The organism is Haloarcula ordinaria, from assembly GCF_029338275.1.
In the GTDB taxonomy this organism is placed as follows: domain Archaea; phylum Halobacteriota; class Halobacteria; order Halobacteriales; family Haloarculaceae; genus Haloarcula; species Haloarcula ordinaria.
Map to the genome: position 1 here is coordinate 1,661,539 of NZ_CP119789.1, position 23,230 is coordinate 1,684,768.

The following is a 23,230-nucleotide window of genomic DNA, read 5'->3' on the forward strand; positions in this document are numbered from 1 at the left end:
CCTGGTCGCTCGCTGAGCGAAACGACGCAAGCACTGGACTGAGCGAACGGAGTGAGCGAGGGAAGCGCGTCGTTCGAAAGACCGCCGGTCTTTCGTGATTACGAAAATCCTTGATTTTCGGACGACAGCGAGTAGCAGCCAGCGAGCGACCGGCCCCTTTCAGTCCCGCCCGGTCGGTTGTTGCCCTGGCGCTGTCTTGTGGACGGGTAATCGGCGGAATCCACGGAATCAGGTCGTTACAACAGGAAGAACGACGGGAAGTACAGCAGGAGACAGACCACTGCGGCCGGACGGTCGATGCCCCGCCGCCAGTAGAACAGGCCGAGGACGAAGATGGAGACGCCGAGCATGTACAGGAGCGACGGCTGGACCGCGCCGGGGTCGGCGAGCACGACGTCGAAGAAGACGGCCCCGATACCGAGCGAGAACACCGGGTCGGTGATGTTGCTCCCCAGGATGGACCCGACAGAGATACCACTCCGCCCCTCGGCGGCGGCGATGCCGGCGATGACGATCTCGGGCAGCGTCGTTCCCAGCCCAGTCAGCAGTCCGATGAGGTACTGAGGGAGCCCGACCAGTTGGGCGAGCGCGACGCCGTTGGTGACCATCAGCTGGCCGCCCACGACCACGAGCACCAGCCCGCCGGCGATCCACGGGAACGTCTGTTCGGGCGTCCGGGGCTCCTCGATTACCTCCTCTGTGATTTCCGTGCCACCCTCGTTCGTGTACAGGGTATAGATGAACTGGACGTACGCGAGCATCATCAGGAGTCCCTCCGAGCGGTTGATGATGCCGTCGTCGAGCGTCAGAATCATGATTATCATCGCCAGAATCATCGCCGAGCCGTAGATGAGGACGTTGCGCCGCTCGACGACGAAGGGGGCGATGAACGCGACGACGGCGATGGCGAGCGTGATCTGGGTCGTCTCCGAACCGACGATGTTGCCCACCACGAGGTCGCCCGCGCCGTAATAGGAGGCGTAGATGGACGTGACCATCTCCGGGACAGAGGTTCCGACCGAGATGAGTGTCACCCCGATGAAGAAGGGTGAGACGCCGTAGTACAGCGCGAGGTCGCCGGCCGACGTGACGGCTCGGTCGGCCCCGAAGACGAGGCCAGCGAGGCCGGCGAGGAACAGTACGATCTCGACGAGCATCTGTCGGGAACGACTCGCGGCGGGGAGTAAAGTATTACTCCAGAGACAGGTTCCACCGTCACCATCGCAGTCGACCGAACTCGAATCCCGCTGGGCGACGAATCCCTCAAGCCCGTCCGGCCCGTTACCCGAACGAATGCACGCAATCGAGGTCGACGGGCTCACGCGGCGCTACGGCGACCTGGTCGCCGTCGACGGGGTCTCGTTCTCGGTCGCCGAGGGCGAGATACTCGGCCTGCTCGGGCCGAACGGGGCCGGCAAGTCGACGCTCGTCAACACGCTCTGTACCCTCCTCCGGCCCAGCGACGGGACCGCTCGCGTCGCCGGGCACGACGTCCGCACGGACCCGGGCGCCGTCCGGGCGAGCATCGGCGTGGTCTTCCAGGAGCCGGCGCTTGACGAGGAGCTCACCGGTATCGAGAACCTCCGGTTCCACGGCCGGCTGTACGGCCTCCGTGGCGACTATCGACGCGAACGCATCGAGACGGTCCTTGACCTGGTCGACCTCGCCGACGACCGCGACAAGCCAGTCGGCGAGTACTCCGGCGGGATGGCCCGCCGGCTCGAACTCGCCCGCGGGTTGCTCCACGAACCGGCCGTCCTCTTCCTCGACGAACCGACCGTCGGCCTCGACGCAGGCACCCGAAAGACCGTCCGTGAGTACGTCGCCCGCCTGAACCGGGAGGCCGGCGTCACCGTCGTCCTGACGACCCACTACATGGAGGAGGCCGACGCGCTCTGTGACCGGGTGGCCATCGTCGACGACGGGAACGTGGTCGCACTCGATACGCCCGACGCGCTGAAAGCCGACCTCGGCGGCGACGTGGTCCGGCTGGGGACCGACGATCCCGACGCCGTCGCGAGTGCCTTCCGGAACACGCCCTGGATTCGGTCGGTGACCACGACGGACGACGATATCACCGTCGGGGTCGACGACGGGGAACGACGTGTCGCGGCGCTCGTCACCGCCGCCAGCGAGGTGAGCGCCATCTCGACGGTCTCTGTGGACCGGCCGACGCTCGAACGCGTCTTCCTCACGCTGACCGGTCGGACGGTCGACGAGGCCGAGGCGGGAGCCAGCGGGACCCCCATCTCGCCGGTCGCCGGGGAGGACGACGATGACTGACGGCCGTCTCGGCGGTGACGCCATCGCCGTCTACGGGCTCTGGAAACGCGATATCGTCAGGTTCTGGCGGGCCAAGAGCCGCGTCGTCGGCCTGCTGCTGGGCCCCTTCTTCATCCTCGTGTTCTTCGGGTTCGGGTTCAGCGACGCACGCTTCGGCGCGATTCCGTCGTCGGTCTCCTATCTGGAGTACCTCGTGCCCGGCATCCTCGGGTTCACGATGCTGTTCTCGGCCTCCTTCACCGGGCTAGCCGTCCTCTCGGACCGCGAGGTCGGGTTCCTCAAGGAGATTCTGGTCGCACCGGTGAGTCGAACCGCGGTCGTCGTCGGGCGCATCGCCGGCGGTGCGACGACGACGCTGCTCCAGGCGCTGCTCATCCTCGTCCTCGCAATCCCGCTGGGCTTTCGCCCGGTCTCGCTGTGGGGCGTCGTCGTCGCCGTCGCCTTCCTCGTGCTCATCGCCGCGACGTTCATCGGGCTGGGGCTGGCGATGGCCTCCCAGTTCAAGGATACGCAGGGGTACAACCTCATCATCAACTTTGCGCTGTTCCCGCTGGCCTTCCTCTCCGGGGCGTTCTTCCCGCTGTCGAACCTGCCGCTCCCGGTTCGCATCGTCGGCTACCTCAACCCGCTCACGTACGGCGTCGACGGCCTGCGCGGGGCGTTGGTCGGGTTCTCCGAACGTGCGCTCCTCGTCGACTTCGGCGCGATGGTCGTCGCGGCGGTGCTCACCATCGCCGTCGGCGCGGCGCTGTTCCGTCGAGTCGAAGCTGTCTGACGGCTCGTGACTCACCCGAAGTGCTCGACCAGCCGCGTCGCCGCCTCCTCGACCCGCGGCGTCACCAGCGCGAAGCGAATCCAGTCGGCCCGCGACTCGCCGAACGCCTCGCCGGGCATCCCCGCGACGCCGGCTTCGTCGACGAGTTCGTAGACGTTCTCGAACGTGCCGGGGAACTCCGGGAACCTGGCCATGACGTAGAAGCCGCCCTCGGGGCGGTCGTACTCCGCCCCGGATTCGGCCAACGCCGCACAGAAGGTGTCGATGCGCGATTCGAGCCGCTCGCGGGCCTCGGCGTAGTAGTCGGGCGACGTCGTCTCGAGCGCCCGCTGAACGGCGTACTGCGCGGGCCGGCTTCCGGTGACGTTCGTCAGCATGTGCCGGGTCCGCGCCCGGTCGAGCAGTTCGCCGTGCGGACCGTCCTCCGACGGGAAGACGGCATAGCCGACCCGGAAGCCGGTGATAGCCATCGACTTCGAGAACGAGTTGGTCGCGACGACGTTCGGCGAGTCCTGCTCCAGCGCCGAGCTGAACCGGCCCGAGTAGTCGAAGTGGTCGTACACTTCGTCGCTGACCAGCAGGGCGTCGTTCTCCTCGGCGACGCCGGCGAACTCGGCCATCGCGTCCTCGTCGTACACCGCGCCGGTGGGGTTGTTCGGCGAGTTGACGACGATGACGGCCGTCTCGTCGCTGGCGGCCTCGCGGAGCACGGCGGGGCAGAGGGGTCCGTCGCTGTCCACGGGAACGAGCGTCATGTCCGCGCCGAGGAAGTTCACACGGCCAGCGTAGTAGGGGTAGACGGGGTCGGTCAGGATAATCTCGGACCCGGAGAACCGTTCGAGCCCGCCGCTCATCGCGAGGTGGTTGGCCTCGCCCGCTCCGTTGGTCACCACCACGCGGCCTACGTCGACGTTCCGGCGGGTGGCGATTTCCTCACGCAGCGGTCGGAGCCCGACACTCGGCGGGTACTGGAACGAATCGACGTCGGCGTCGGCGTACTCGCGGAGTCCCTCGCGGAGCCCCTCGGGTGGGTCCCAGTCCGGGTTCCCGGAGACCATATCGACGACGTCCCGGTCGGCCCGCCGGGCGTACTGTATCACCCGGAAGAACTGGGGCGTCTCGTAGTCCATGGTATCCGGCTCTTTGCGTGTGGCGGGTTTTCTGTCTTCGGGTCACTGCCTGACGTACAGCGTCAGAGCACCGAGGCCTACGAGGAGCACGCCCCACAGGAAATCCGACCCCGGTAACACGCCGAGGAGCAGCGTCACGAGGCCCGAAGCCACCAGCGACCAGCCGAGCGTCGTCTGATACGCCATACCCTCAGTCACGGCCGTGGACGGATATATTATTGCATGGTTGTCACGACTCAACCCTTTTGCCCCCGACGGTCGAACGGCCGGTATGGCTGCTGACAGCGACACGCCGGTCGAGGAACGGGTGGGCGACGCGTTGCGGGAGCGCGACGAGACCGTCGCCGTCGCGGAGTCCTGCACCGGCGGGCTCGTCGCCTCGCTCGTCACCGACGTCCCCGGGTCGAGCGACTACTTCGAACGCTCGCTGGTGACCTACTCCAATCGGGCGAAACAGGAGCTGTTGGCCGTCTCTCGTGAATCGCTGGACGCCCACGGTGCCGTCTCCGACCCGGTCGCCCGCGAGATGGCGCGCGGCGTCAGAGACACCGCCGGCACCGACTGGGGCGTCGCGACGACCGGCGTCGCAGGTCCCGGCGGTGGGACCGCCGAGACGCCAGTGGGAACGGTCTACATCGGCGTCGCCTTCGCCGCGCCGTGGGAGTCCGGTGACTCGTGGGCCACCGTCACGCACCACGAGTTCGACGGGTCGCGGACCGACGTGAAGGCACAGATTGCCCGACAGGCCCTCGCGGACCTGCTCGCGGCCGCAGTCGAGGAGTGAAAACACCTTTCGGGACCCGGTACTTTCCCCCCGGTGGATGAACAAACGTGGGCACGTGCTGAACGCGGTGTTGCTGAGTATCGGCCTCGGTTACGTCCTGGACCCATCCGGCGACGTCACGACGTTCGCGACCATCGCTGAGGTGTTCCTCCCGGTGGTGCTCGGCGCGCTCTTCCCCGACGTGGACACGGCCTTCGGGAAACACCGGAAGACGCTCCACAACCTGCCGGTGCTCGTCATCTTCCTGGCCCATCCCATCTACCACGCCGGCAACCTCCAGTGGGTGTGGCTGGGCGTGCTGACACACTACGTCCTCGATTACCTTGGCTCGCGGCGCGGCATCGCCCTGTTCTACCCGCTCTCCGACCGGGAGTACGGGTTCCCCTCCGGCGTCACGACGTCAGACAAGCGGGCCGAGCTCGTCACGGTCGCTATCACGGTGGTCGAGCTGGGCGCCATCGCGCTGCTCGTCCACGTCCTCCCGCAGTACCTCCCGCCCGAGGTGACCCAACTGCTCGCCGAGAACACCGCGCTCATCGCCTAGTACACCTTCACGTCGTCGAACTCGCCCCCGTAGGCGACGTGGTCCGGGTGCGTCGCCGCCGTCCCCTGGAGCATCACCCGGTCGAACTTCTCCCAGGTGTTCTCGTAGCCCAGGTGCGCGAACTCCAACGCACAGCGCAGCTGGTGACCGACACCCTCCCGGCGGAGGACGCGCCGCTTCTCGCCCGCTCGGAGTGCGTCGACGATTTCCCCGGCGCCTGTGAGCGGCCGCTCGAACTCCACCCACGCCTCGCCGACGGTCTTTCGCAGGTGGGCGTACGACGACGTGAACGTCGGCAGTCCCGTCTCGCTGGCGAACCGCCGCGCCCGCCGATTGTGGTGCGGGAGGTGCTTGGGGTTGTACACCTCGATGGCGTCGATGGTGTCCTGGTAGCGCCGTATCTCGTCCAGCCCGAGGCTCACACTCAGGAAGCCCGGATGGGGAACCAGCACGGCGGCCGCCTGCCGGCGGAGTTCGTCCATCGTCGCCGACAGCGTCAGGAAGTCGGGCACTGGCTCGTCGAGGCCGACTGCGAGCACGTGGCGTCGCTTCTGCCAGGAGTTCGCGAACAGCTCGCGGGCGGGGACGACGGTCAGCTCGTCGTCGGAGAACTGCCGCGCCCGTTTCTCTATCTGTGGCAACCGCGTGAAGTGCGGCGCGTATACGATGGCGTCCAGCCCCCGGTCCTTGGCCCGTCGGACGACCGCCTCGTCGAGAACCTTCACGTGCAGGTCCACTGCGTACCCCTCACTCGTCACGCACACCGCTAGCCACGTCGGTACATTAGTAATTTCCATTCGTCCCGCCGGGACGCCGACCGGTCCAGGGTGTACTCAGAGTGGATGCCTGGGGGCGAACGTTTTTATCGGCCCGTGGCCTGTTTCCGCCCACATGCCACGCTGGGAGTGCGCTATCGAGGGAGACGACCACCAGTTCGACCGCGTCGAAGAGCTCATCATCCACCAGTCCACCGAACACGAGCGGGTCAAGTGCAAGGTGTGTGGTACCGTCGTTCCAGACGGCTACTTCGCCATCAAACACACCTTCGACGAACACTCGCGCGCCGAGTACGTCCGTGCCTACGACGCCTCCGCGGCCGAGGTCCGCCGGCGCGAGACGGTCAAGGAAACCGTCGAGGAGACGGCCAACATGAGTGAAGTCATCGAGCGGCTCGAAGGCGGCGCCTGAGGGGCACGCGTCTCCCCGGTGGACCGTATCGAAGGAAGCTCCTTTCTCGCGGCTTGCTCGAACTACGTGAAGAGCGCTTCGCTCCGCTCACCGCTCCTCGCTATTCTCACGGGCGCTACGCGTCCGTTCACCTGTTCCGAGTAACTACCGGTCCTCGCTGTTCTCACGGCTCGCTTCGCTCCCCGTTCGAACTTCCCGAGGACCGCTTCGCTACGCTCAGCGCTCCTCGCTATCCAGCACCCGTATCTGGTCCCCACGGACCGTCACGGGAATCGGGACCGTCGCCTCGTACAGCTCGACGGTGACCTGGTCTTTGCCCTCGTCGATGCGCTGGACCTGCGCCTTCTCGCCCTTGAACGGGCCGGCGATGAGCTCGACGATGTCCCCCTCGGCGATGCCCTCGACGTCCGGTTTCGGCGAGAGGAAGTGCTCGACCTCCGCGATGGAGGACTCGCCCTGGACCACGCCGTTGGCGTGGGGAATCTCGTCCAGGATGCGGTCGAAGACGGCCGCGTCGTCGGCCTCGACCATCACGTAACTGGTCAGCGAGTCCGGCGCGAGCGCGGCGTGGATGTCCGGCTCCTCGCGGTTGATTATCATGTCGGCGACGGTGCGCTCCTGGCTCGCGGTGGTCTTGACTGCGTAGATGCCCATCTGTTTACACCGGCTTTGCGCCAGGGACGAAACTCATTATGGCGAAGATGATGAACCCGAGCAGTCCGACGAGCACGATACCAGCACCGGCGATCTTCGCAATCGATGAGAACTCGTTCCAGGACGGCGTACTCGCCAGTTTGAGCACGCGTACGTAGGAGTTGAGGTCGAACGGAACGTCCATACCCGGTCGTATCCGCCGATGGCTTTTCTATATTGTGGTAAGTGTCCGACCGGGTCGTCGGGCTCGTGATAGAGTATCGGACCGTGAAAACCGCAATCCGACGGCGGCGTCAGTCGACGTAGTCGATGTCGTCGCCGATCTGCTGTGCTTCGCGCTCGCGTTCGGCCTCGCTCTGGCCGTAGATCTGTGGGCTCTCGACGCCTGTGACCACGATCATCGTCTCCATCTTGCCGTCGAACTCGTTGTTGACCGACGCGCCCCAGATGATTCGGGCGTCGGGATCGATGCGGTCGTAGATCTCCTCGACGACGCCCTCGGCCTCCTCGATGCTCATGTCGGGGCCGCCGACGACGTTCACGAGCGCGGAGTTCGCGCCGTCGAACTCCACGTCGAGCAACGGCGAGCGAAGCGCCGAGCGGATGGAGTCCTGGGCCTTGTTCTCCGAGTCGGACTCGCCGAGGCCGATCATCGCGACGCCGCCGTTCTCCATGATGGTGCGAACGTCGGCGAAGTCCACGTTGACCAGGCCAGGCTTGGTGATCAGTTCGGTCATGCCCTTCACCGAGCGCATGAGAACGCGGTCACAGATCTTGAAGGCGTCCTGCAGTGGCATCGACGGTGCGTAGTCCAGCAGGCGGTCGTTCGGGACGACGATCACGGTGTCCGAGACCGAACGGAGACGTTCGAGCCCGGCGTCGGCGTTCGCCCGTCGACGTTCACCTTCGGCAGTGAACGGAATCGTGACGATAGAGATCGTCAGCGCGCCGGCTTCCTGAGCAGCCTGTGCGACCACTGGTGCCGACCCGGTCCCGGTCCCCCCGCCGAGTCCGGCGGTGACGAACACCATGTCCGACCCGTCGATGGACTGCTGGATGTCCTCGATGTTCTCCTGGGCGGCTTCTTCGCCGATTTTGGGCACCGACCCCGCGCCGCGGCCGCCGGTGCGCTTGCGGCCGATGAGGATCTTCGTGTCGGCTTCCACCTCGTCGGCGAGGTGCTGGGCGTCGGTGTTCGCTGCGACGAGCTTCGCGCCGTGGATGCCTTCGTCCATCATCCGCGTGACGGTGTTCCCCCCGGCACCGCCACAGCCGACGACGGTGATCTTCGTCTCCAGGTCCTTGACGACGCTGGCGAGTTCCTCGTCGGTCATCTGCCCGGACGTCGACACGTCGTCCCGTGGCGCCGTTGATTCCGCAGCTGTCTCCGACGACGATTCCTCCCGTTCCTGCTCGGCCTCGTCGATGGCGTCGTCGATGATCGAGTCCATATTTAAATCCCCCTTGCGTACGCGTTGTTATTAACGTTCCCCCTATGTCTGACGCTCGGCTGACACTCTCGTCCGGCGTCTGACCGCCTCTCGTGCCGGTTTCCTACAACGTAAATCGACGTATACGCTCGCGCTGGAACCGCTCCGGGCCGATCTCTTCGCCGTCGACCTCGACCGACCGGCCCGAAGCGAGGCGGCCGAACTTCGGTCCTTCGGGGATGCCAGCGGTACGCGCGAGCTCCGGGTCGAAGGCCGTCTCGCGAACGACGACCTCGTCCCCGTCTCGCTCGACACTGTCGTACTGCTCGCGGAGGATATCCACGAGCCCTTCGACCAGTCGATCGCGGGCAGTCCCTACCCCATCGGGGCAGCCGAACGGGCCGGCCACCACCGTCCCATTCTGCTCGGTCCCGAACGCGAGCGTCTCGGCCTCGACCAGGGTGCGGACGGCCGCCTCGTCGATACCGCGGGCCTCCGCGAGCAGGTCTGCCGGAAGGTCGACGACGGTCCACTCCCCGTCGAACTCGGTCGCCTGGTCGCCGAACCGGAGCCCGTCTTCGACCGACGCTACCTCCCCTTCCAGCGCCTCGACCAGGTCGAGCGGGACGCCGCTCGTCTCCTTCACGAACGTCTCGCCGACCACCCGGTAGCCGAGCGACTCGACGGTCGCCGCAAGCTCCGGACGGTCATCCTCCAGGAGGGCGTAGTCGGCCGCGCTGGCCTCGAAGGCTCGCCGGAGAACCGCCGCGTACTGCTCGTCGTCCTCGGCCCACTCCTCGAGCGCCTCGAGCGTCCAGTCGGCGGCGACGTGTCCCACCGACCAGTCCGTCTCGCGCACCACTCGCTCGAACCGCGGTGCGTAGTGGCCGCCGCCGAGCCCGACAAGGTGACGCCGGGTCCCGTCCTCTCTGGGGGCGTCGGCGGCGACGCCTTCGAGGTCGAGTATCGCCGCCGCGACGGCGGTCGCTGCCTCGGGGTCGTCCCACTGCGGTTCGGCGCTCCCGACCTCGACGAACATCGACGGAGCGCCAACGTCCGTCGGGCCGTGGTGCGTGCACTCGATGCCGACGTCGTATCGGTCGGGCGCGTGCTCCTGGAGCGCGTGGACGACGGCGCGGAGCGCGTTAGGGCAGGCCCGCGCAACGTGGCCATCCGCACCGCCGTACTCCGCGGCCCCGAAGTTCCCGGTGTGGTGCGCCGTCAGTAGCTCATCCGTCTCGCCGGCGTGCTTCGAGGCGAAGACCAGCAGGTCGGGGTCGTCGAAGGCAGCCGCGGGGTCGGTCAGCTCGAGGTGCAGCCCGTCGAACTCCCGCAGTTCGACGTCGCCCTGGCGGTAGACCGTGCCGCCGCCCTCGCTGTCCGGACGACGCTCGTCGGTTTCGGTCTCCCAGTCTCCGCGCTCGAGCAGTCGCTCACCGATGTGGACGGACGCTTCGTCGGCGCGGGAGACGACGATGGCGAGCATCAGTCGATGTACTCGGGATGGACCGGGTCGCGGCCCAGGGCGGTTCGGACGGCGTCGCCTGCCAGTCCCAGGAGGAGGACCAACGACGCGCGGCGGCTGACGAACAGGGCCGTGCCGGCGAGCATATACAGCGCCGTGTAGCCCAGCAGCAACTCGTGACTCGTTATCGGCAGGACCAGCAGGTCCTGGATGAGGGCGAACTCGACGAGGACCTGCGAGATGAACAGGACGAACAGCAGGATGGACTCCCGGACGGATATCTCGAAGTTGACCAGAATCGACAGCGCGAAGAAAGACTGGCCGGCCGTGATCCATATCTCGGCGGCCTGTCGCGAGTCGAACGGGAGGACGCCGTACCGGCCCAGCGCCAGCGAGTAGACGACGGCGATGGTCCCGATGAGCAGCGTCCACTGGTTGAGCTTCGAGGAGATGAGCGCGTTGAACCCGGCCGTCGAGCGGGCCTTGTTGACGAGGACGGCGACGACGATGAGCTCCGGCGACTCGCTGGCCAGCGGGGCAATCCACTGTATCATGAAGAAGCCGGGGATACCCAGCTCCAGGCCGATGTCCTCCAGCCCGTGGGCGAACGGTTCGACGGCGGTGAATATCATCGCCCCCGAGTAGCCAAAGAGCAGCAGGACCACGATTGGGCGCCACGGCAGCGACCAGTTCTGGAAGTACTTCGGCACGCCGACGTGCTCCTCCCCGTGTTCGGTGTCCGATTTCAACACGAGACCGATGTACGCGACGTACAGGCCCACGAGGAACAGCGTGTCGAAGATACCGATACCGCCACCCAGCGGGACCAGGAACGCCCACATCGTCGCCAGAAAGAGGAACGTGATCTCGGTCGCGATATCTCGGTCCAGCTGGACGGCGTCGGAGAGCATCCCCTCGCGGCTGATGACTGCGGGGTCTTTCGTCTTCGTCGCCCGCCAGACGGTGAAGACAGCGATGCCGGCCCACCCGATGCCGATGAGGATGCGGTTGGCGCCGGTCATGTTGGCGATGGCGAGGTTCGCATCGTGACAGGCCGCGGCCAGCGACGTCACCCCGGTCTCTATCTCGGCTGCGGTGAACTGCGCACAGGCCTCGGCGGTCGCACCACCGGCCCCCGCGTTCCACGCGAACAGCGCGTCGACGGCGTACTCGGGCGCGACGGCCAGGACGGCCAGGACGGCAATCGCGAAGGCCCGTGGCACGTCTTTCTCGGCGGTCTCTGCCCCCCACGCCAGCAGGAACGACGCGCCCAGGACGGCGAGGCCGCTGACTGCCACCGTCGCCGTCGTCCCGAGCGACGTCCCCGTGAGGAAGACGGCGACCCAGCCAGCGGTCAGCGCGACTGTTACGGCGACCTGGACCAGCGGGTGACGCAGAGAGCTCACTACGAGACCCGTACACTGGTCCCCGTGAAAAGGTTGCGAAAGGGAATTATCGGGCGAGCCGACCCGCTCGCCGGGAGCGTGGCGTTCATGCCGACGGCGTGTGCTCGGGGACATATGGACGTCTACGGACTCATCGGAAACCCGGTCGAGCACTCACTGTCGCCGCCGATGCACGAGGCGGGCTACGAGGCACTCGACCTGGACGCGCGCTACGTCACGTTCGAACCGGCGGCCGACGCCGGTGCAGAGGCAATCGCGGCGGCCGACACGCTCGCCGTCGACGGGCTGAACGTCACCATCCCGTTCAAACAGGACGTGTTCGAGGCGGTCGAGCCGGCCCCTCTGGCCGAGCGCATCGGTGCGGTCAACACCGTCGACTTCTCCGGCGAGACGCCGCGTGGGTACAACACCGACGCTGTCGGTGCCGTCCGCGCCCTGGCACACCACGACGTCAAACTCGAGGGGACGGCCGTCGTCGTCGGGGCGGGGGGCGCCGGCCGAGCGGTGGCGTTCGGCCTCGCGGACGAGGGGATGGCGGTCCGCATCGCCAATCGGACGGCGTCGAAGGCGACCACTCTCGCCGCGGAGGTCGACGGGGCGACGGGGCACGGTCTCGACGACCTCGACGACCTGCTCGCCGACGCCGAGGTGCTCGTCAACTGCACCAGCGTCGGGATGGAGGAGGACGCGACGCCGGTCCCCGAGTCGGCGCTGCACGGCGACCTGTCCGTACTGGATGCCGTCTACTCGCCCATCGAGACGCGCCTGCTGCGCGATGCCGACGCCGCGGGGGCGACCACGGTCGACGGGGCGTGGATGCTCCTGTACCAGGGCGTCGAGGCCTTCGAACTGTGGACCGGTGAGACGGCTCCCGTGGAGGCGATGAACCGGGCGCTGCGTGCCCGTCTCTAGTGGCAAACCAGCAAGAGATTAGTGTCGGGGGGGTCTAGGCCGTGTCATGGGTCTGCTCCAAACCATCAAATCTATTCTCGGGCTCGACGGGGCCCAATCGTCCGCCGCCAGTGGGACGAACGGTGAGCGGGACGTGGACGTGACCGTCGAGCGCGAGCCATCTACCGAATCCGAGGACGCGGTCAAGGGGACGGAGACGGCCACGCCTGAACCCGAGCCCGACGACTCCGACGCGGACGACGAACAGACGGAGGTGGACTCCGCGGCGGCTAGCGAAGCGGCCGAAAGCGACGGTCCAGACGAATCCGACGCGGAACTCGAGTCCGACGCCGGGACGGAAGCCGAGGCCGAGTCTGAACCGGAGGCCGAACCCGCCTCGGAAGCCGAGACCGAGCCAGAACCTGAACCCGAGGTCGAATCGGCAGCAGATACAGAACCCGAACTCGACTTCGAGGGCGCGGACGACCCGGTGACCGAGATCAAAGGTATCGGCCCGGCCTACGCCGAGCGGCTCACCGGCCTGGACATCGAGACAGTCGGCGACCTCGCCGTCGCGGACGCGGCCGACATCGCCGCCCAGACGGACCTCGCGGAGAGCCGGGTCGCCGGCTGGATCGAACGGGCGAACGACTACTGACCGAACCGCAAGGGAATTAGTCGCGCAGCTGTTCTCTCCCGGTAATGGTATCGGTCGAAACCGACCGGGAGTCGTTCACCAGCCTCGCGGCCGGTGCGGACGAACAGGCCCGGATTCCGGTCGAGGTCCGCGTCACCGTCGACGACCCCTTCACTGCTTACCGGCGGGCCCGCGAAGCGGTCGGTGGGGTCTACCTGGCGACCACCGGTGGGCAGTCCGGCTGGGGCTACTTCGCGACGGCTCCGGCCGAGTTCCTGTCCGTCACGCCCGACGACGGCCCGGCCCTGGACGCGCTCTCTGACCTGCTGGACGCGTCGTCGCTCGTCCGTGGCGACTGTGACGTCCCCTACCCCTGTGGCGCGTTCGGGTGGCTCTCCTACGACATCGTTCGTGACCTCGAGACGCTCCCGACGCAGGCTCTCGACGACCGGGCGCTGCCCCGCCTGCAGGTCGGCGCCTACGACCGCGTCGCGGCCTGGGAGGAACCGCGCGGCGACGGCCCGGTGACGCTCCGCGTGACCGCCTGCCCCAGACTGGGCGACCACGACGACGCGACGGCGGCCTACGAGTTCGGCAAGCAACACGCGCTCGCACTCGCCCGGCGGGCCACCGAGGGCGACCCTGTGGTAGGCGATGCGCCCGTCGACGCCGACGAGGCTCGCTTCGAGAGCGACTGCACCCGCGAGTCCTTCGCCGAACGCGTCCGGACCGTCAAGGCGTACATCCGCGACGGCGACACCTTCCAGGCGAACGTCTCCCAGCGCCTGCAGGCGCCGGCGGCCGTCCACCCCGTCGAGGCGTTCGACGCGCTGCGCGAGGTGAACCCCGCGCCGTACTCGGCACTCGTCGAGTTCCCGGGCGTCGACCTCGTGAGCGCCAGTCCCGAACTCCTCTTGCACCGCGACGGCGACCGCCTGGTCACAGAACCGATAGCCGGCACGCGGCCGCGGGGGGCGACAGCCGCCGAAGACGACCGCCTGGAGGCCGACCTCCTGCGCGACGAGAAGGAGCGGGCCGAACACGCGATGCTGGTCGACCTCGAACGCAACGACCTCGGGAAGGTGAGTCAGTTCGGGACTGTCGACGTGACCGACTATCGACGCGTCGACCGCTACTCGGAGGTGATGCACCTCGTCTCGGTCGTCGAGGGGCGGCTCCGGGAGCGAGCGACGCTGCAGGACGCCGTCACCGCCGTCTTCCCCGGTGGGACCATCACCGGCGCGCCGAAGCCCCGGACGATGGAGATCATCGACGAGGTCGAGGGCACCCAGCGCGGGCCCTACACAGGCTCCATCGGCGTGTTCGGCTTCGACGGCCGGGCCACGCTCAACATCGTCATCCGGACGCTCGTCCGATACGCCGACCACTACTACCTCCGCGTGGGTGCGGGTATCGTCCACGATTCGGACCCCGACCGGGAGTACGACGAGACGCTGGACAAGGGCCGGGCGCTGGTCACCGCCATCGACGAGGCGCTGGGTAAACGGGCCGACCTCTCTGTGGAGGGGTCGCCGTGACCAGTGGTTCGGACCTCGCCCCGACGGTGCTGGTGGTCGACAACTACGACTCGTTCGCCTACAACCTCGTGCAGTACGTCGGCGAGGTGGTCCTCCGACTCGGCGGGAGCGAGGACGACGTCGTCGTCCGGCGCAACGACGCCATCAACGTCGACGGGATTCGGGCGCTTGACCCCGACGGCATCGTCGTCTCGCCAGGCCCTGGAACGCCCGCCGAAGCGGGGGTCTCAATCCCCGTCTTCGCCGACCTCGCGTACCCGACGCTCGGCGTCTGTCTCGGCCATCAGGCGCTCTGTGCGGCTGCGGGCGCGCCAGTCGGCCACGCCGAGGCCGTCGTCCACGGCAAGGCCTCGCAGGTGACCCACGACGGCCGGGGCGTCTTCGAGGGCGTCCCCGACCCCGTCGAGGTCGGCCGCTACCACTCGCTGGCGGTCGAGCGGGTCGACCTCCCCGACGAGCTCGAGGAGACGGCCTACACCGACGACGAGGCGACCATCCTGATGGGCGTGCGCCACCGCGAGCGGCCCCACGTCGGCGTCCAGTTCCACCCCGAGAGCATCCTCACCGAACACGGCAAGACCATGGTCGAGAACTTCTGTCTCCAATGTACTACCACGTAAACGGCGAGCTCGTCCCGGCCGACGAGGCGACGGTGTCAGTCCGCGACCGCGGGTTCATGTACGGCGACGCGGCGTTCGAGACGCTCCGCGTCTACGGCGGGACTCCCTTCGAGTGGGACGCCCACCGCGAGCGACTCCAGCGCACCGCCGAGACGCTGGGGTTCGCCGACGCCGTTCCCGACGACCTGCGTGACCGGGTCGACGAGACGCTCGCGGAGAACGGCCTGGACGAGGCGTCGGCCAAGGTCTCGGTCAGCAGGGGCGTCCAGCCGGGGAAACTCACCCCAGGGGCCGACGTCGACCCGACGGTTGTCGTCACCTGTACCCCGCTCCCGCGGGGCGGCCGCGACGGGCAGCGCGTCTGGGACGACCCCGCGGCGGTCCAGACGGTCCGGACGCGCCGGATTCCGAGCGAGGCGGTGCCCGCGGACGTCAAGACGCACAACTACCTCAACGGCATCCTCGGCCGACTGGAGCTACGTCGGGCGGCCGGCAACCGTGAGGCCGCCGACGAGTGCCTCATGCGCGATATGGACGGCAACGTCGTCGAGGGGGCGACGAGCAACCTCTTTTTCGTCACGGAGAACGGCCTCCGGATACCCAGTGACGACCTGGACCTCCTCCCCGGCGTCACTCGGTCCGTCGTGCTCGATCTGGCTCGCGAAGAGTCGTTTCCCGTCGAGACCGGCCACTACTCGCTCGACGCCGTCCGGGACGCCGACGAGGCGTTCCTCACCAACTCCACGTGGGAGCTGCGGCCGATTGCGAGCGTCGACGGCATCGAGGTGGGAACCGGCCCGATGACGACGCTCCTCCAGCGGCTGTTCGACGAACGGGTGGAAGCCGAGTACTACTGACCGACGACTGCGGACGGGCGACTCCCTCTCAGGCGCCCATATGCCCCTCGGCGATACCGTTCAGCTTCGTCACGCGCATCCGGAGGATGTCGAACTCCAGTTCGTCTATCGGGCGTTCGTGGACCTCGTAGTAGGGGATGTCGAGATGTCTCGTGACCTCCTCGATGGACGCGTCGATGGTATCCTCCGACAGCACCTCGAGCTCGCCCTCCGCGAGCACGCTCTTCCAGCCCTCCTCGGTGTCCGCGTAGACCACGAAGGTCACGTACTGCGAGGCGTCGATGAACTTCCGCTTCTGGCTCCCCGGCGCGTACCCCATCCGGAAGTAGAAGCTCGAATCGTCCTCGTCGAACCAGTACGAGAGCGGGACGCCGTAGCCGTCGTTCTCGCGGGCCAGCGAGAGCACACCAGTCACCTGGTTCTTGAGAAACTCCTCTATCTGGATGGCGTCCATGTTGCGCCGGCTCATACCAATACCTACTATCCGAATGACAATAAGGGTACGTGGCAGGGTCCCGTCGGCCGGCATCGACGGTTCCGAACGTTGAAACCGACCACACGCATACGGCCAGACGAGAATGGACGAGGATCGCCGGATCGCGTCACTCGACGAGGTGCCGGACGACGGGACGCTCCTGTTTACCGTCCGTGACGGGTTCGACACCGAGGAGGCACTCCTGGTATCGCTGTCCGATGGCGTCGCAGCCTTCGAGAACTACTGTCCCCACTGGCGGGACGTCAGGCTGGACAAGGGGAGCGGGGCGACGATGCGCGACGACGAACTGGTGTGTGAGAAACACGGTGCGACCTTCGAATCGGACTCCGGGTACTGCAACTTCGGGCCCTGTGAGGGGGCGGTGCTCGACGAGCTCTCGGTGTCTGTCGCGGACGGCGCGGTGTACCTGACCGACGACCGGTACGAGTTCGAGAAACAGGGTCCTTCTGGCGACCACGACCGCTCGTCGGGCAGTCGTATCGGGTTCTCCGGCCAGTAGCGTCGGTGCCTGTCGCTTTCGAGGGGCGACTGGTGACCGGTCCGCGACGCTCACTTAGCTGATAGTGTAGGCCGGCTCCGAGATGCTCTCGTGCTTGCACTCCGGGCACCGACTCGGTCGGTTCGTCAGGTCGTCGAAGTCGGCGAACCCGCAGGCGTTGCACTCCGGCGGGGCGACGAGCAACTGTTCGTCCGTCGACTCGAGCGACCGAGCGATGTGCTCGACGTGTGTGAGCGCGTCGCTGGTCTGTATCTCGAACGTGTTCGCGATCGTCCCGGCAGCCATCGTCTCATCTCGCAACCGGTCTGCGATGCGCTGTCGCGTCGTCCGACTTACCTCGCGCATGCCAGCAGTTGGCAACCCGTGATAATAGGTTTTGTTCCCCGTCGAGAGTCCACCGCAGCGTGGCTTTATTAGTTGTCCTTGAGTTACATTACGTATGGGAGAAGCACACCGCGCAGCGGTCCCCGCGGACGAACGCGACGAGTTCCTCGGCGTCGGTGGCACTGGCGTCGTCTCTTTTGCGACAGACGGCGCCGAGTCGCCACACTCGGTCCCGATCTCGTACGGCTACGACCCGGAGAAGACGGCCTTCTACTTCCGGATGGCCACCGGGCTGGACAGCCAGAAGGGGGACGTCGTCGGCAAGCGGGTCACGTTCGTCACCTACGGGCGCCCCGAGGACGCAGACCGCTGGGTGAGCGTCATCGCGAAAGGGCGGCTGGAGTCGGTCGACACCGAGGGCATCTCGACTGACACGCTCGAGGGCCTGGAACGGGTCGACATCCCCATCGTGGACGTCTTCGACATGCCAGTCCAGGACATCTCCTTCGAGTTCCTCCGGCTCGTCCCCGACGAACTGACCGCTCGAAAAGAACTCCGTGCCGACATCTGACGGTGACGCCGCCGTGACTCCGGAATTCGAGTCGGTCACGGCGATGCGACCCGGTGCTCGCTCCGACCACGGACAGGGTCTGGCGTCGCCGTCCGGAGGGGCCGAACCGAGCGTGGTGGGGGACTGACCGTACGCGACCGATGCAGTGGCACGCGCAGTCGACGTCGGACGTCCTCGAAGCACTCGAGACGAGCGAGGAGGGGCTCACGAGCGAGGCGGCCGCCGAGCGACTCGAAACCGCGGGACCCAACGAGATAACCACCGAGGAGCGCCGCTCGCCGGTTCGGGTCTTCCTCGCGCAGTTCTCGAGCGCGCTCATCTGGGTCCTGCTCGCTGCAGCGGCGCTCTCCTTTGCCATCGGCCAGACCGTCGACGCCGTCCTCATCACCGTGATTCTGCTCGGCAACGGCGTCTTCGGGTTCGTCCAGGAGTACCGCGCCGAGCGGAGCCTCGAGGCGCTGCGCGAGCTGGCGACGCCCGAGATCACGGTCCGCCGCGACGGCACCGAGGCGACGATTGCGGCGACGGACCTCGTCCCGGGGGATATCGTCCAACTCGGACAGGGGGACGTCGTCCCGGCGGACTGCCGGGTGGTCGAGAGCCAGAACCTCGAGGTCGACGAGGCCGCGCTGACCGGCGAGAGCATGCCGGTCGAGAAACATTCGGACCCGGTCCAGGCGGACACGCCGCTGGCAGAACGGCCGAACGTGGTCTACAAGGGGACCAGCGTCACCCGTGGCCGCGCCGTCGGCGTCGTCGTCGAGACGGGGATGGACACCGAGATGGGGACTATCGCGACGGAGCTGCTCACGGCCGAGAACCCCGAGACGCCGCTCCAGCGGGACCTCCATAGACTCGGCCGCCGACTCGGGCTCGCCGTCCTCGTCCTCTCTGCCGTCATCGTCCCGTTGCTCGTCGCCGGGGGTACGGCGCTCGTCCAGGCCGGCCTCACCGCCGTCTCGCTCGCCGTCGCCGCCATTCCCGAGGGGCTTCCCGCGGTCGTCACGCTGACCCTGGCGCTGGGCGTCCGACGGATGGCCGACGAGAACGCGCTCGTCCGGACCCTCCCGGCCGTCGAGGGCCTGGGCTCCGTCGACGTGGTCTGTACGGACAAGACCGGCACGCTGACCGAAGGGGAGATGCAGGTCCGCGTCGCCTGGGTGAACGACCAGTCGTTCGATATCGAGGGTCCGGGGACCGTCGCCGCGGACGACGGCGACACGGACCCGGCGCCCCGACTCCGAAAAGCTCCTCGAAATCGGGGCGGTCTGTAACGACGCGACCACGGACGACGGCGACCCGACCGAACAGGCGCTGGTCGCCGCCGCCGAGAACCACGGCCTGGACGTCGCCGAACTCAGAGCGAGCACCCCCCCGCGAGGACGAGGTCCCCTTCACGTCGGAGCGCAAGCGCATGGCGACGATTCACGAGCACGAGGTGTACGTCAAGGGCGCGCCACAGGTCGTCCTCGACCGCTCGTCTCGCCTGCTCCGGGAGGACGGGCCTGAACCGATGGACGAGGCGACCAGAGCGCGAATCGAGGAGCAGGTCGAGGAGTTCGCGAGCGACGCGCTCCGTGTGCTCGCGTTCGCCTACAAGGACCGCTCGGACGACGGCGGGCCGGAGGAGAATCTCGTCTTCGTCGGCCTGCAGGGCCTCATCGACCCGCCGCGGGACGCGGTGGCACCGGCTATCGCTGACACCCACCGGGCCGGCATCGACGTGAAGATGATAACGGGCGACAACGAGGTGACCGCCCGGGCCATCGCCGCACAGGTCGGCATCGAGTCCGAGTCGCTGACCGGGCGGGACATCGAGGGGATGGACGACGAGACGCTCGCCGTGCGGGTCGAGGAAGTCGACGTCTACGCCCGTGCCGAACCGGTCCACAAGGTCCGGATTCTCAAAGCGCTCCAGGCCAACGGCCACTCGGTGGCGATGACCGGCGACGGCGTCAACGACGCGCCGGCGCTGAAGAACGCCGACGTGGGTATCGCGATGGGCGTCCGCGGCACCGACGTCGCGAAGGAGGCCAGCGACATCGTCCTCCTCGACGACAACTACGCGACCATCCGTACCGCTATCGAGCGCGGGCGGACCATCTTCGACAACATCTGGAAGTTCGTCGGCTACCTCCTGAGTGCGAACGCCGCCGAGGTGCTGCTGGTGTTCATCGCCTCGCTCTTTGGCTATCTCATCCTGCCTGCGGTCCAGCTCCTGTGGATAAACCTCCTGACCGACGGTCTGCCCGCCCTCGCGCTCGGCACCGACCCGTCGGGCGACGTGATGGACCGCCAGCCGCGAGAACGGGCGTCGGGCATCATCGACCGGGAGATGATGGCGTTCATCGCCGGCGCCGGACTCGTCGCGACGGTCGTTATGCTCGGCGTGATGGTCGTCACGCTGAACGGCGCGCCCTCGGTCACGCCCTACGCGATGACGATGGTGTTCACCGGCTTCGTCGTCTTCGAGTTCGTCAAGCTCTACGTGGTCCGGTGGACGAAGGACACGCCGACGCTGTCGAACGGGTGGCTTGCGGCCGCCGTCGGCCTGTCCAGCCTGCTCCACCTCGCGGTGCTGTACACGCCGCTGCGGACCTACTTCGGCACCGTCCCGCTCTCGCTCGCCGACTGGGGCCTGCTGGCGCTCGCGCTCGCTGTGGGCGGGCCGCTGTTGCTCGTCGTCGGCTGGGCGGTGAAACGGTTCGTCGCCGGGCCCGCCGCCTGAGTGTCGCACTCAGCCCGGCAGGACGAGGTTCACCACCGCGACGACCAGCCCCGCGAGCCCCATCCGTGCGGCCGCGACGTACCACCGCTGGCCGGAGATCGAGCCCATGTAGGCCCCGAACGCGCCGAGGACGCCGATGCCGAGCGCTACCGAGACGACTGCTGCCTCGGCCATGGTGAACACCGTCCCCTCGAAGAGGAAGGCCGTCAGGGGCACGAGGATGCCGACCAGCGGTCCCAGGCCGCTCATCGTCGCGTGGAGGACGCGGGCGCTCCGATGCTCGCGCTGGACGCGGGTGTCGTCGAGGTCGGTGAGCATCGCCCGCTCGATGCGGAGTATCTCGGCTTTCGTCTCGGCCCGTTCGATCTCCCAGACGCTCCAGACCGCCGACGTTCCCAGGCCGACGGCGGCACCGAGGCCGATTCGGATGACTGTCACCCCGTCTGGCACCCCCGAGAGGACGGCACCCACGACGATGCCGATGCTGGTCAGCGTCCCGTCGAAACCGTTCGAGATGAAGTACCGCCGCGAGATAGACCGGACGTCCTCCCGGGCAAGGAGCATCCGGAGCCGACTGCGAATCGAGGGCACGCGTCAAGCGTCCTGGAACGTCGCTCGTTCCTCGACGACGTACTCCCCGCAGGACACCTCGTCTATCGAGTGGACCGTCGCGCCGAGTCCCTCGACTATCGTCTCGACCTCGTCGTAGGCGACGCTCTCCCCTTCGAGCGTGAGCTTGATCGTCTGTACCTCCTGGTCCAGTTCGACGAGCGAGACGGTGGCGCCGGCCACGCTCTCGGCCTCCGTGACCTGCTCAGTGAACGTCGTCAATCGCGGGCTGTGGGGCTTCAGCACGTCTAAGACGAGCCGTCGAACTGCGACCATACCGTCCGGTAGGCGGGCCCCGGCCCTAAAAGTACCTCTCCAGTGGTAATATTTATCGAACAACAATTTATAACCTCGTCCCGCGAACGAGCTACATACAGATGTTCGATACGATTCTCGTCCCTACCGACGGGAGCGACCAGGCCGAACGGGCGCTGGAGACGGCCGCCGAACTGGCCCGGCGACACGACGGGACGGTCCACGCGCTGTCCGTCGTCGACGTCCGCTACCTTGACAAGGCGACGGAGATAGACGACGCAGAGACGGACGCGTCGGTCGACCTCGCGGAGTTCGTCGACCGTGTCGACACCGACGACTTCTCCGTGACGACGGCCGTCCGCCACGGCGTTCCGGACGAGGAGATACGCACGTACGCGGCGGACAACGATGCGGACCTTATCGTGATGGGAACGCACGGCCGGACCGGCGTCCGTCGGTACCTCCTCGGCAGTGTGACCGAGAAGGTCGTCCGCCTCTCCGATACGCCTGTCCTGACGGTCCAGGAGACCGAGGACGGCACCGACGTCTCGTTCGAGAACATCCTGGTCCCGACGGACGGGAGCGACGGGGCGCGGGCAGCGGCCCGACCGGCGGCAGCCGTGGCGACGGCGACCGACGCCACGGTCCACGCGCTGTCCGTCGTCGACGTGCGCTCGATGGGCGTCGACGTCCGCTCGGACCTGATTCTCGACGAACTGGAGAAGGTGGCCCGGTCGGCCGTCGGCACCCTCGAGGACGACCTGGCGACCGACGGCGTCCAGTCCATCCAGACCGACATCGTCCACGGCGTCCCGTACCAGGCCATCAGCTCGTATATCGACGACAACGACGTCGACCTCGTGGTGATGGGGACCCACGGCCGGACTGGCCTCGAGCGCTACCTGCTGGGGAGCGTGACCGAGAAAATCGTCCGCACGTCGCCGGTGCCGGTGATGACCGTCCGGGCTCCCGAGGAGGCCGAGGAGTGAGGCCGACACGCACTGCTTCGTCGCGTGGCGTTCGGTGGGTTCCAGCCGTATCTGCTGCATAGACGTAGCACCGACCTGACGCCGATGCTCCGTTATCAGACCCAGCCAGCACGCGAGGCGGCACTCGAACGCACCCGGACCGTCGCGTCCGCCATGGACGACGTCGTCCGCGTCCCGGGGACGAACCTCCGGTTCGGGCTCGACCCGCTCCTCAGCATCGTCCCGGTCACTGGCGACGCGGTCGGGGCCCTCATCTCGCTGTACATCGTCTTCGAGGCGGTCCGGCTCGGCGTCCCGAAACGCACGCTCGCCAGGATGCTCGCCCTGGTGGGTCTGGACTTCGCCCTCGGGTCGATTCCCGTGGTCGGGCCGCTGTTCGACGCCTTCTTGCGCGTGAACGACCGGAACAATCGCCTGCTCGAATCGCACGTCGAGTGACGGGGCGCGTGAGTGGTGCTGTTTATTTTAGAAATTTGATTGCCGGGTTGTAGAGCCAGAAAGGGCCCGCCCAGCTCGGCTGACCATCCGGCTTCGGGTGGGACTGACAGGGGTGGCTG

Annotated in this window: 27 protein-coding genes and 1 pseudogene; 15 read left to right on the forward strand and 13 right to left on the reverse strand. The window is 67.4% G+C overall.

The window, feature by feature from the left end:
• Window positions 1–236: 236 nt before the first annotated feature.
• Entirely contained in the window at window positions 237–1,157 is a 921-nt protein-coding gene (locus tag P1L41_RS08760) for a sodium:calcium antiporter (RefSeq protein ID WP_276295351.1), read from the reverse strand.
• Window positions 1,158–1,293: 136 nt separating this feature from the next.
• Here P1L41_RS08760 and P1L41_RS08765 point away from each other — a divergent pair, with 136 nt between their 5' ends.
• Together P1L41_RS08765 and P1L41_RS08770 are read left to right on the forward strand one after the other, a co-directional pair.
• Entirely contained in the window at window positions 1,294–2,283 is a 990-nt protein-coding gene (locus P1L41_RS08765) for an ABC transporter ATP-binding protein (RefSeq protein ID WP_276295352.1), read from the forward strand.
• A complete protein-coding gene (locus P1L41_RS08770; protein WP_276295353.1) occupies window positions 2,276–3,058 on the forward strand; it encodes an ABC transporter permease in 783 nt (260 codons plus the stop codon). The genes P1L41_RS08765 and P1L41_RS08770 overlap by 8 nt, the downstream gene beginning before the upstream one ends.
• An 11-nt stretch (window positions 3,059–3,069) precedes the next feature.
• On the opposite strand, the gene P1L41_RS08775 is transcribed toward P1L41_RS08770, so the two are convergent.
• Window positions 3,070–4,188, reverse strand: coding sequence for a pyridoxal phosphate-dependent aminotransferase (locus P1L41_RS08775; RefSeq protein ID WP_276295354.1), 1,119 nt, complete (start codon window positions 4,186–4,188; stop codon window positions 3,070–3,072).
• Between the two features lie 42 nt (window positions 4,189–4,230).
• A complete protein-coding gene (locus P1L41_RS08780; RefSeq protein WP_276295355.1) occupies window positions 4,231–4,374 on the reverse strand; it encodes a hypothetical protein in 144 nt (47 codons plus the stop codon).
• Between the two features lie 85 nt (window positions 4,375–4,459).
• Between P1L41_RS08780 and P1L41_RS08785 the strand changes: the two genes are divergently transcribed.
• Together P1L41_RS08785 and P1L41_RS08790 are read left to right on the forward strand one after the other, a co-directional pair.
• Window positions 4,460–4,972 carry a CinA family protein gene (locus P1L41_RS08785; protein WP_276295356.1) on the forward strand — a complete coding sequence of 171 codons (513 nt, stop codon included), beginning with the start codon at window positions 4,460–4,462 and terminating at the stop codon, window positions 4,970–4,972.
• Window positions 4,973–5,009: 37 nt separating this feature from the next.
• Window positions 5,010–5,516, forward strand: a complete 507-nt coding sequence (locus P1L41_RS08790) for a metal-dependent hydrolase (RefSeq protein ID WP_276295357.1) — start codon at window positions 5,010–5,012, stop codon at window positions 5,514–5,516.
• Here P1L41_RS08790 and P1L41_RS08795 read toward each other — a convergent pair.
• Window positions 5,513–6,274, reverse strand: coding sequence for a PHP-associated domain-containing protein (locus P1L41_RS08795; protein WP_276295358.1), 762 nt, complete (start codon window positions 6,272–6,274; stop codon window positions 5,513–5,515). The genes P1L41_RS08790 and P1L41_RS08795 overlap by 4 nt on opposite strands.
• A 133-nt stretch (window positions 6,275–6,407) precedes the next feature.
• Between P1L41_RS08795 and P1L41_RS08800 the strand changes: the two genes are divergently transcribed.
• Window positions 6,408–6,704 carry a DUF7565 family protein gene (locus P1L41_RS08800; RefSeq protein ID WP_276295359.1) on the forward strand — a complete coding sequence of 99 codons (297 nt, stop codon included), beginning with the start codon at window positions 6,408–6,410 and terminating at the stop codon, window positions 6,702–6,704.
• Window positions 6,705–6,920: 216 nt separating this feature from the next.
• Here the strand turns inward: P1L41_RS08800 and P1L41_RS08805 are convergent, their stop codons facing one another.
• The 5 genes from P1L41_RS08805 to P1L41_RS08825 form a co-directional block, all read right to left on the reverse strand.
• Window positions 6,921–7,358 (reverse strand): transcription elongation factor Spt5, encoded by a 438-nt coding sequence (locus tag P1L41_RS08805; RefSeq protein WP_276276843.1) that lies wholly within the window; start codon window positions 7,356–7,358, stop codon window positions 6,921–6,923.
• Window positions 7,359–7,362: 4 nt separating this feature from the next.
• Window positions 7,363–7,542 (reverse strand): protein translocase SEC61 complex subunit gamma, encoded by a 180-nt coding sequence (locus tag P1L41_RS08810; protein WP_276295360.1) that lies wholly within the window; start codon window positions 7,540–7,542, stop codon window positions 7,363–7,365.
• Between the two features lie 109 nt (window positions 7,543–7,651).
• Complete coding sequence (ftsZ, locus tag P1L41_RS08815) at window positions 7,652–8,809, reverse strand: cell division protein FtsZ (RefSeq protein ID WP_276295361.1); 1,158 nt, start codon at window positions 8,807–8,809, stop codon at window positions 7,652–7,654.
• Between the two features lie 103 nt (window positions 8,810–8,912).
• Entirely contained in the window at window positions 8,913–10,274 is a 1,362-nt protein-coding gene (locus tag P1L41_RS08820) for a D-aminoacyl-tRNA deacylase (protein WP_276295362.1), read from the reverse strand.
• Window positions 10,274–11,659 carry a sodium:calcium antiporter gene (locus P1L41_RS08825; protein WP_276295363.1) on the reverse strand — a complete coding sequence of 462 codons (1,386 nt, stop codon included), beginning with the start codon at window positions 11,657–11,659 and terminating at the stop codon, window positions 10,274–10,276. The genes P1L41_RS08820 and P1L41_RS08825 overlap by 1 nt, the downstream gene beginning before the upstream one ends.
• 114 nt (window positions 11,660–11,773) lie before the next feature.
• Between P1L41_RS08825 and P1L41_RS08830 the strand changes: the two genes are divergently transcribed.
• From P1L41_RS08830 to P1L41_RS08850, 5 genes are read left to right on the forward strand one after another with little or no spacing between them, the layout of a single operon-like run.
• Complete coding sequence (locus P1L41_RS08830; protein WP_276295364.1) at window positions 11,774–12,571, forward strand: shikimate dehydrogenase; 798 nt, start codon at window positions 11,774–11,776, stop codon at window positions 12,569–12,571.
• Between the two features lie 46 nt (window positions 12,572–12,617).
• A complete protein-coding gene (locus tag P1L41_RS08835) occupies window positions 12,618–13,208 on the forward strand; it encodes a helix-hairpin-helix domain-containing protein (protein ID WP_276295365.1) in 591 nt (196 codons plus the stop codon).
• Window positions 13,209–13,252: 44 nt separating this feature from the next.
• Entirely contained in the window at window positions 13,253–14,725 is a 1,473-nt protein-coding gene (gene pabB / locus P1L41_RS08840) for an aminodeoxychorismate synthase, component I (protein WP_276295366.1), read from the forward strand.
• Window positions 14,722–15,345, forward strand: coding sequence for an anthranilate synthase component II (locus tag P1L41_RS08845; RefSeq protein WP_276295367.1), 624 nt, complete (start codon window positions 14,722–14,724; stop codon window positions 15,343–15,345). Before pabB ends, P1L41_RS08845 begins: the two co-directional genes overlap by 4 nt.
• Window positions 15,330–16,202 carry an aminotransferase class IV gene (locus P1L41_RS08850; protein ID WP_276295368.1) on the forward strand — a complete coding sequence of 291 codons (873 nt, stop codon included), beginning with the start codon at window positions 15,330–15,332 and terminating at the stop codon, window positions 16,200–16,202. Before P1L41_RS08845 ends, P1L41_RS08850 begins: the two co-directional genes overlap by 16 nt.
• Before the next feature lie 28 nt (window positions 16,203–16,230).
• Here the strand turns inward: P1L41_RS08850 and P1L41_RS08855 are convergent, their stop codons facing one another.
• Window positions 16,231–16,671, reverse strand: coding sequence for a pyridoxamine 5'-phosphate oxidase family protein (locus tag P1L41_RS08855; RefSeq protein WP_276295369.1), 441 nt, complete (start codon window positions 16,669–16,671; stop codon window positions 16,231–16,233).
• Between the two features lie 109 nt (window positions 16,672–16,780).
• Between P1L41_RS08855 and P1L41_RS08860 the strand changes: the two genes are divergently transcribed.
• Entirely contained in the window at window positions 16,781–17,197 is a 417-nt protein-coding gene (locus P1L41_RS08860) for a Rieske (2Fe-2S) protein (RefSeq protein ID WP_276295370.1), read from the forward strand.
• Between the two features lie 54 nt (window positions 17,198–17,251).
• Here P1L41_RS08860 and P1L41_RS08865 read toward each other — a convergent pair whose 3' ends face one another.
• Window positions 17,252–17,542 (reverse strand): transcriptional regulator, encoded by a 291-nt coding sequence (locus tag P1L41_RS08865; RefSeq protein WP_276295371.1) that lies wholly within the window; start codon window positions 17,540–17,542, stop codon window positions 17,252–17,254.
• A 94-nt stretch (window positions 17,543–17,636) separates the two neighbouring features.
• On the opposite strand from P1L41_RS08865, the gene P1L41_RS08870 reads away from it, so the two are divergent.
• Both P1L41_RS08870 and P1L41_RS18630 read left to right on the forward strand, forming a co-directional pair.
• On the forward strand, window positions 17,637–18,092 hold the full coding sequence (locus tag P1L41_RS08870; RefSeq protein WP_276295372.1) for a pyridoxamine 5'-phosphate oxidase family protein: 456 nt from the start codon (window positions 17,637–17,639) through the stop codon (window positions 18,090–18,092).
• A 140-nt stretch (window positions 18,093–18,232) separates the two neighbouring features.
• A pseudogene (locus P1L41_RS18630) lies at window positions 18,233–20,820 on the forward strand (cation-translocating P-type ATPase).
• A gap of 9 nt (window positions 20,821–20,829) precedes the next feature.
• On the opposite strand, the gene P1L41_RS08885 reads toward P1L41_RS18630, so the two are convergent.
• Together P1L41_RS08885 and P1L41_RS08890 are read right to left on the reverse strand one after the other, a co-directional pair.
• Window positions 20,830–21,411, reverse strand: a complete 582-nt coding sequence (locus P1L41_RS08885; RefSeq protein ID WP_276295375.1) for a VIT1/CCC1 transporter family protein — start codon at window positions 21,409–21,411, stop codon at window positions 20,830–20,832.
• A 3-nt stretch (window positions 21,412–21,414) separates the two neighbouring features.
• Window positions 21,415–21,705, reverse strand: coding sequence for a DUF211 domain-containing protein (locus P1L41_RS08890; protein ID WP_276295376.1), 291 nt, complete (start codon window positions 21,703–21,705; stop codon window positions 21,415–21,417).
• A gap of 101 nt (window positions 21,706–21,806) precedes the next feature.
• On the opposite strand from P1L41_RS08890, the gene P1L41_RS08895 reads away from it, so the two are divergent.
• Window positions 21,807–22,673, forward strand: coding sequence for a universal stress protein (locus tag P1L41_RS08895; RefSeq protein ID WP_276295377.1), 867 nt, complete (start codon window positions 21,807–21,809; stop codon window positions 22,671–22,673).
• Window positions 22,674–22,757: 84 nt separating this feature from the next.
• Entirely contained in the window at window positions 22,758–23,111 is a 354-nt protein-coding gene (locus P1L41_RS08900; RefSeq protein ID WP_276295378.1) for a DUF4112 domain-containing protein, read from the forward strand.
• Window positions 23,112–23,230: the final 119 nt, after the last annotated feature.

Excerpts from the sequence above, each read along its gene's own strand:
- P1L41_RS08760 (WP_276295351.1), bottom strand. The coding sequence starts at position 1,157 with ATGCTCGTCGAGATCGTACTGTTCCTCGCCGGCCTCGCTGGCCTCGTC.
- P1L41_RS08765 (WP_276295352.1), top strand. The coding sequence starts at position 1,294 with ATGCACGCAATCGAGGTCGACGGGCTCACGCGGCGCTACGGCGACCTG.
- P1L41_RS08770 (WP_276295353.1), top strand. The coding sequence starts at position 2,276 with ATGACTGACGGCCGTCTCGGCGGTGACGCCATCGCCGTCTACGGGCTC.
- P1L41_RS08775 (WP_276295354.1), bottom strand. The coding sequence starts at position 4,188 with ATGGACTACGAGACGCCCCAGTTCTTCCGGGTGATACAGTACGCCCGG.
- P1L41_RS08780 (WP_276295355.1), bottom strand. The coding sequence starts at position 4,374 with ATGGCGTATCAGACGACGCTCGGCTGGTCGCTGGTGGCTTCGGGCCTC.
- P1L41_RS08785 (WP_276295356.1), top strand. The coding sequence starts at position 4,460 with ATGGCTGCTGACAGCGACACGCCGGTCGAGGAACGGGTGGGCGACGCG.
- P1L41_RS08790 (WP_276295357.1), top strand. The coding sequence starts at position 5,010 with ATGAACAAACGTGGGCACGTGCTGAACGCGGTGTTGCTGAGTATCGGC.
- P1L41_RS08800 (WP_276295359.1), top strand. The coding sequence starts at position 6,408 with ATGCCACGCTGGGAGTGCGCTATCGAGGGAGACGACCACCAGTTCGAC.
- P1L41_RS08805 (WP_276276843.1), bottom strand. The coding sequence starts at position 7,358 with ATGGGCATCTACGCAGTCAAGACCACCGCGAGCCAGGAGCGCACCGTC.
- P1L41_RS08810 (WP_276295360.1), bottom strand. The coding sequence starts at position 7,542 with ATGGACGTTCCGTTCGACCTCAACTCCTACGTACGCGTGCTCAAACTG.
- ftsZ (WP_276295361.1), bottom strand. The coding sequence starts at position 8,809 with ATGGACTCGATCATCGACGACGCCATCGACGAGGCCGAGCAGGAACGG.
- P1L41_RS08820 (WP_276295362.1), bottom strand. The coding sequence starts at position 10,274 with ATGCTCGCCATCGTCGTCTCCCGCGCCGACGAAGCGTCCGTCCACATC.
- P1L41_RS08830 (WP_276295364.1), top strand. The coding sequence starts at position 11,774 with ATGGACGTCTACGGACTCATCGGAAACCCGGTCGAGCACTCACTGTCG.
- P1L41_RS08835 (WP_276295365.1), top strand. The coding sequence starts at position 12,618 with ATGGGTCTGCTCCAAACCATCAAATCTATTCTCGGGCTCGACGGGGCC.
- pabB (WP_276295366.1), top strand. The coding sequence starts at position 13,253 with ATGGTATCGGTCGAAACCGACCGGGAGTCGTTCACCAGCCTCGCGGCC.
- P1L41_RS08850 (WP_276295368.1), top strand. The coding sequence starts at position 15,330 with ATGTACTACCACGTAAACGGCGAGCTCGTCCCGGCCGACGAGGCGACG.
- P1L41_RS08855 (WP_276295369.1), bottom strand. The coding sequence starts at position 16,671 with ATGAGCCGGCGCAACATGGACGCCATCCAGATAGAGGAGTTTCTCAAG.
- P1L41_RS08860 (WP_276295370.1), top strand. The coding sequence starts at position 16,781 with ATGGACGAGGATCGCCGGATCGCGTCACTCGACGAGGTGCCGGACGAC.
- P1L41_RS08865 (WP_276295371.1), bottom strand. The coding sequence starts at position 17,542 with ATGCGCGAGGTAAGTCGGACGACGCGACAGCGCATCGCAGACCGGTTG.
- P1L41_RS08870 (WP_276295372.1), top strand. The coding sequence starts at position 17,637 with ATGGGAGAAGCACACCGCGCAGCGGTCCCCGCGGACGAACGCGACGAG.
- P1L41_RS08890 (WP_276295376.1), bottom strand. The coding sequence starts at position 21,705 with ATGGTCGCAGTTCGACGGCTCGTCTTAGACGTGCTGAAGCCCCACAGC.
- P1L41_RS08895 (WP_276295377.1), top strand. The coding sequence starts at position 21,807 with ATGTTCGATACGATTCTCGTCCCTACCGACGGGAGCGACCAGGCCGAA.
- P1L41_RS08900 (WP_276295378.1), top strand. The coding sequence starts at position 22,758 with ATGCTCCGTTATCAGACCCAGCCAGCACGCGAGGCGGCACTCGAACGC.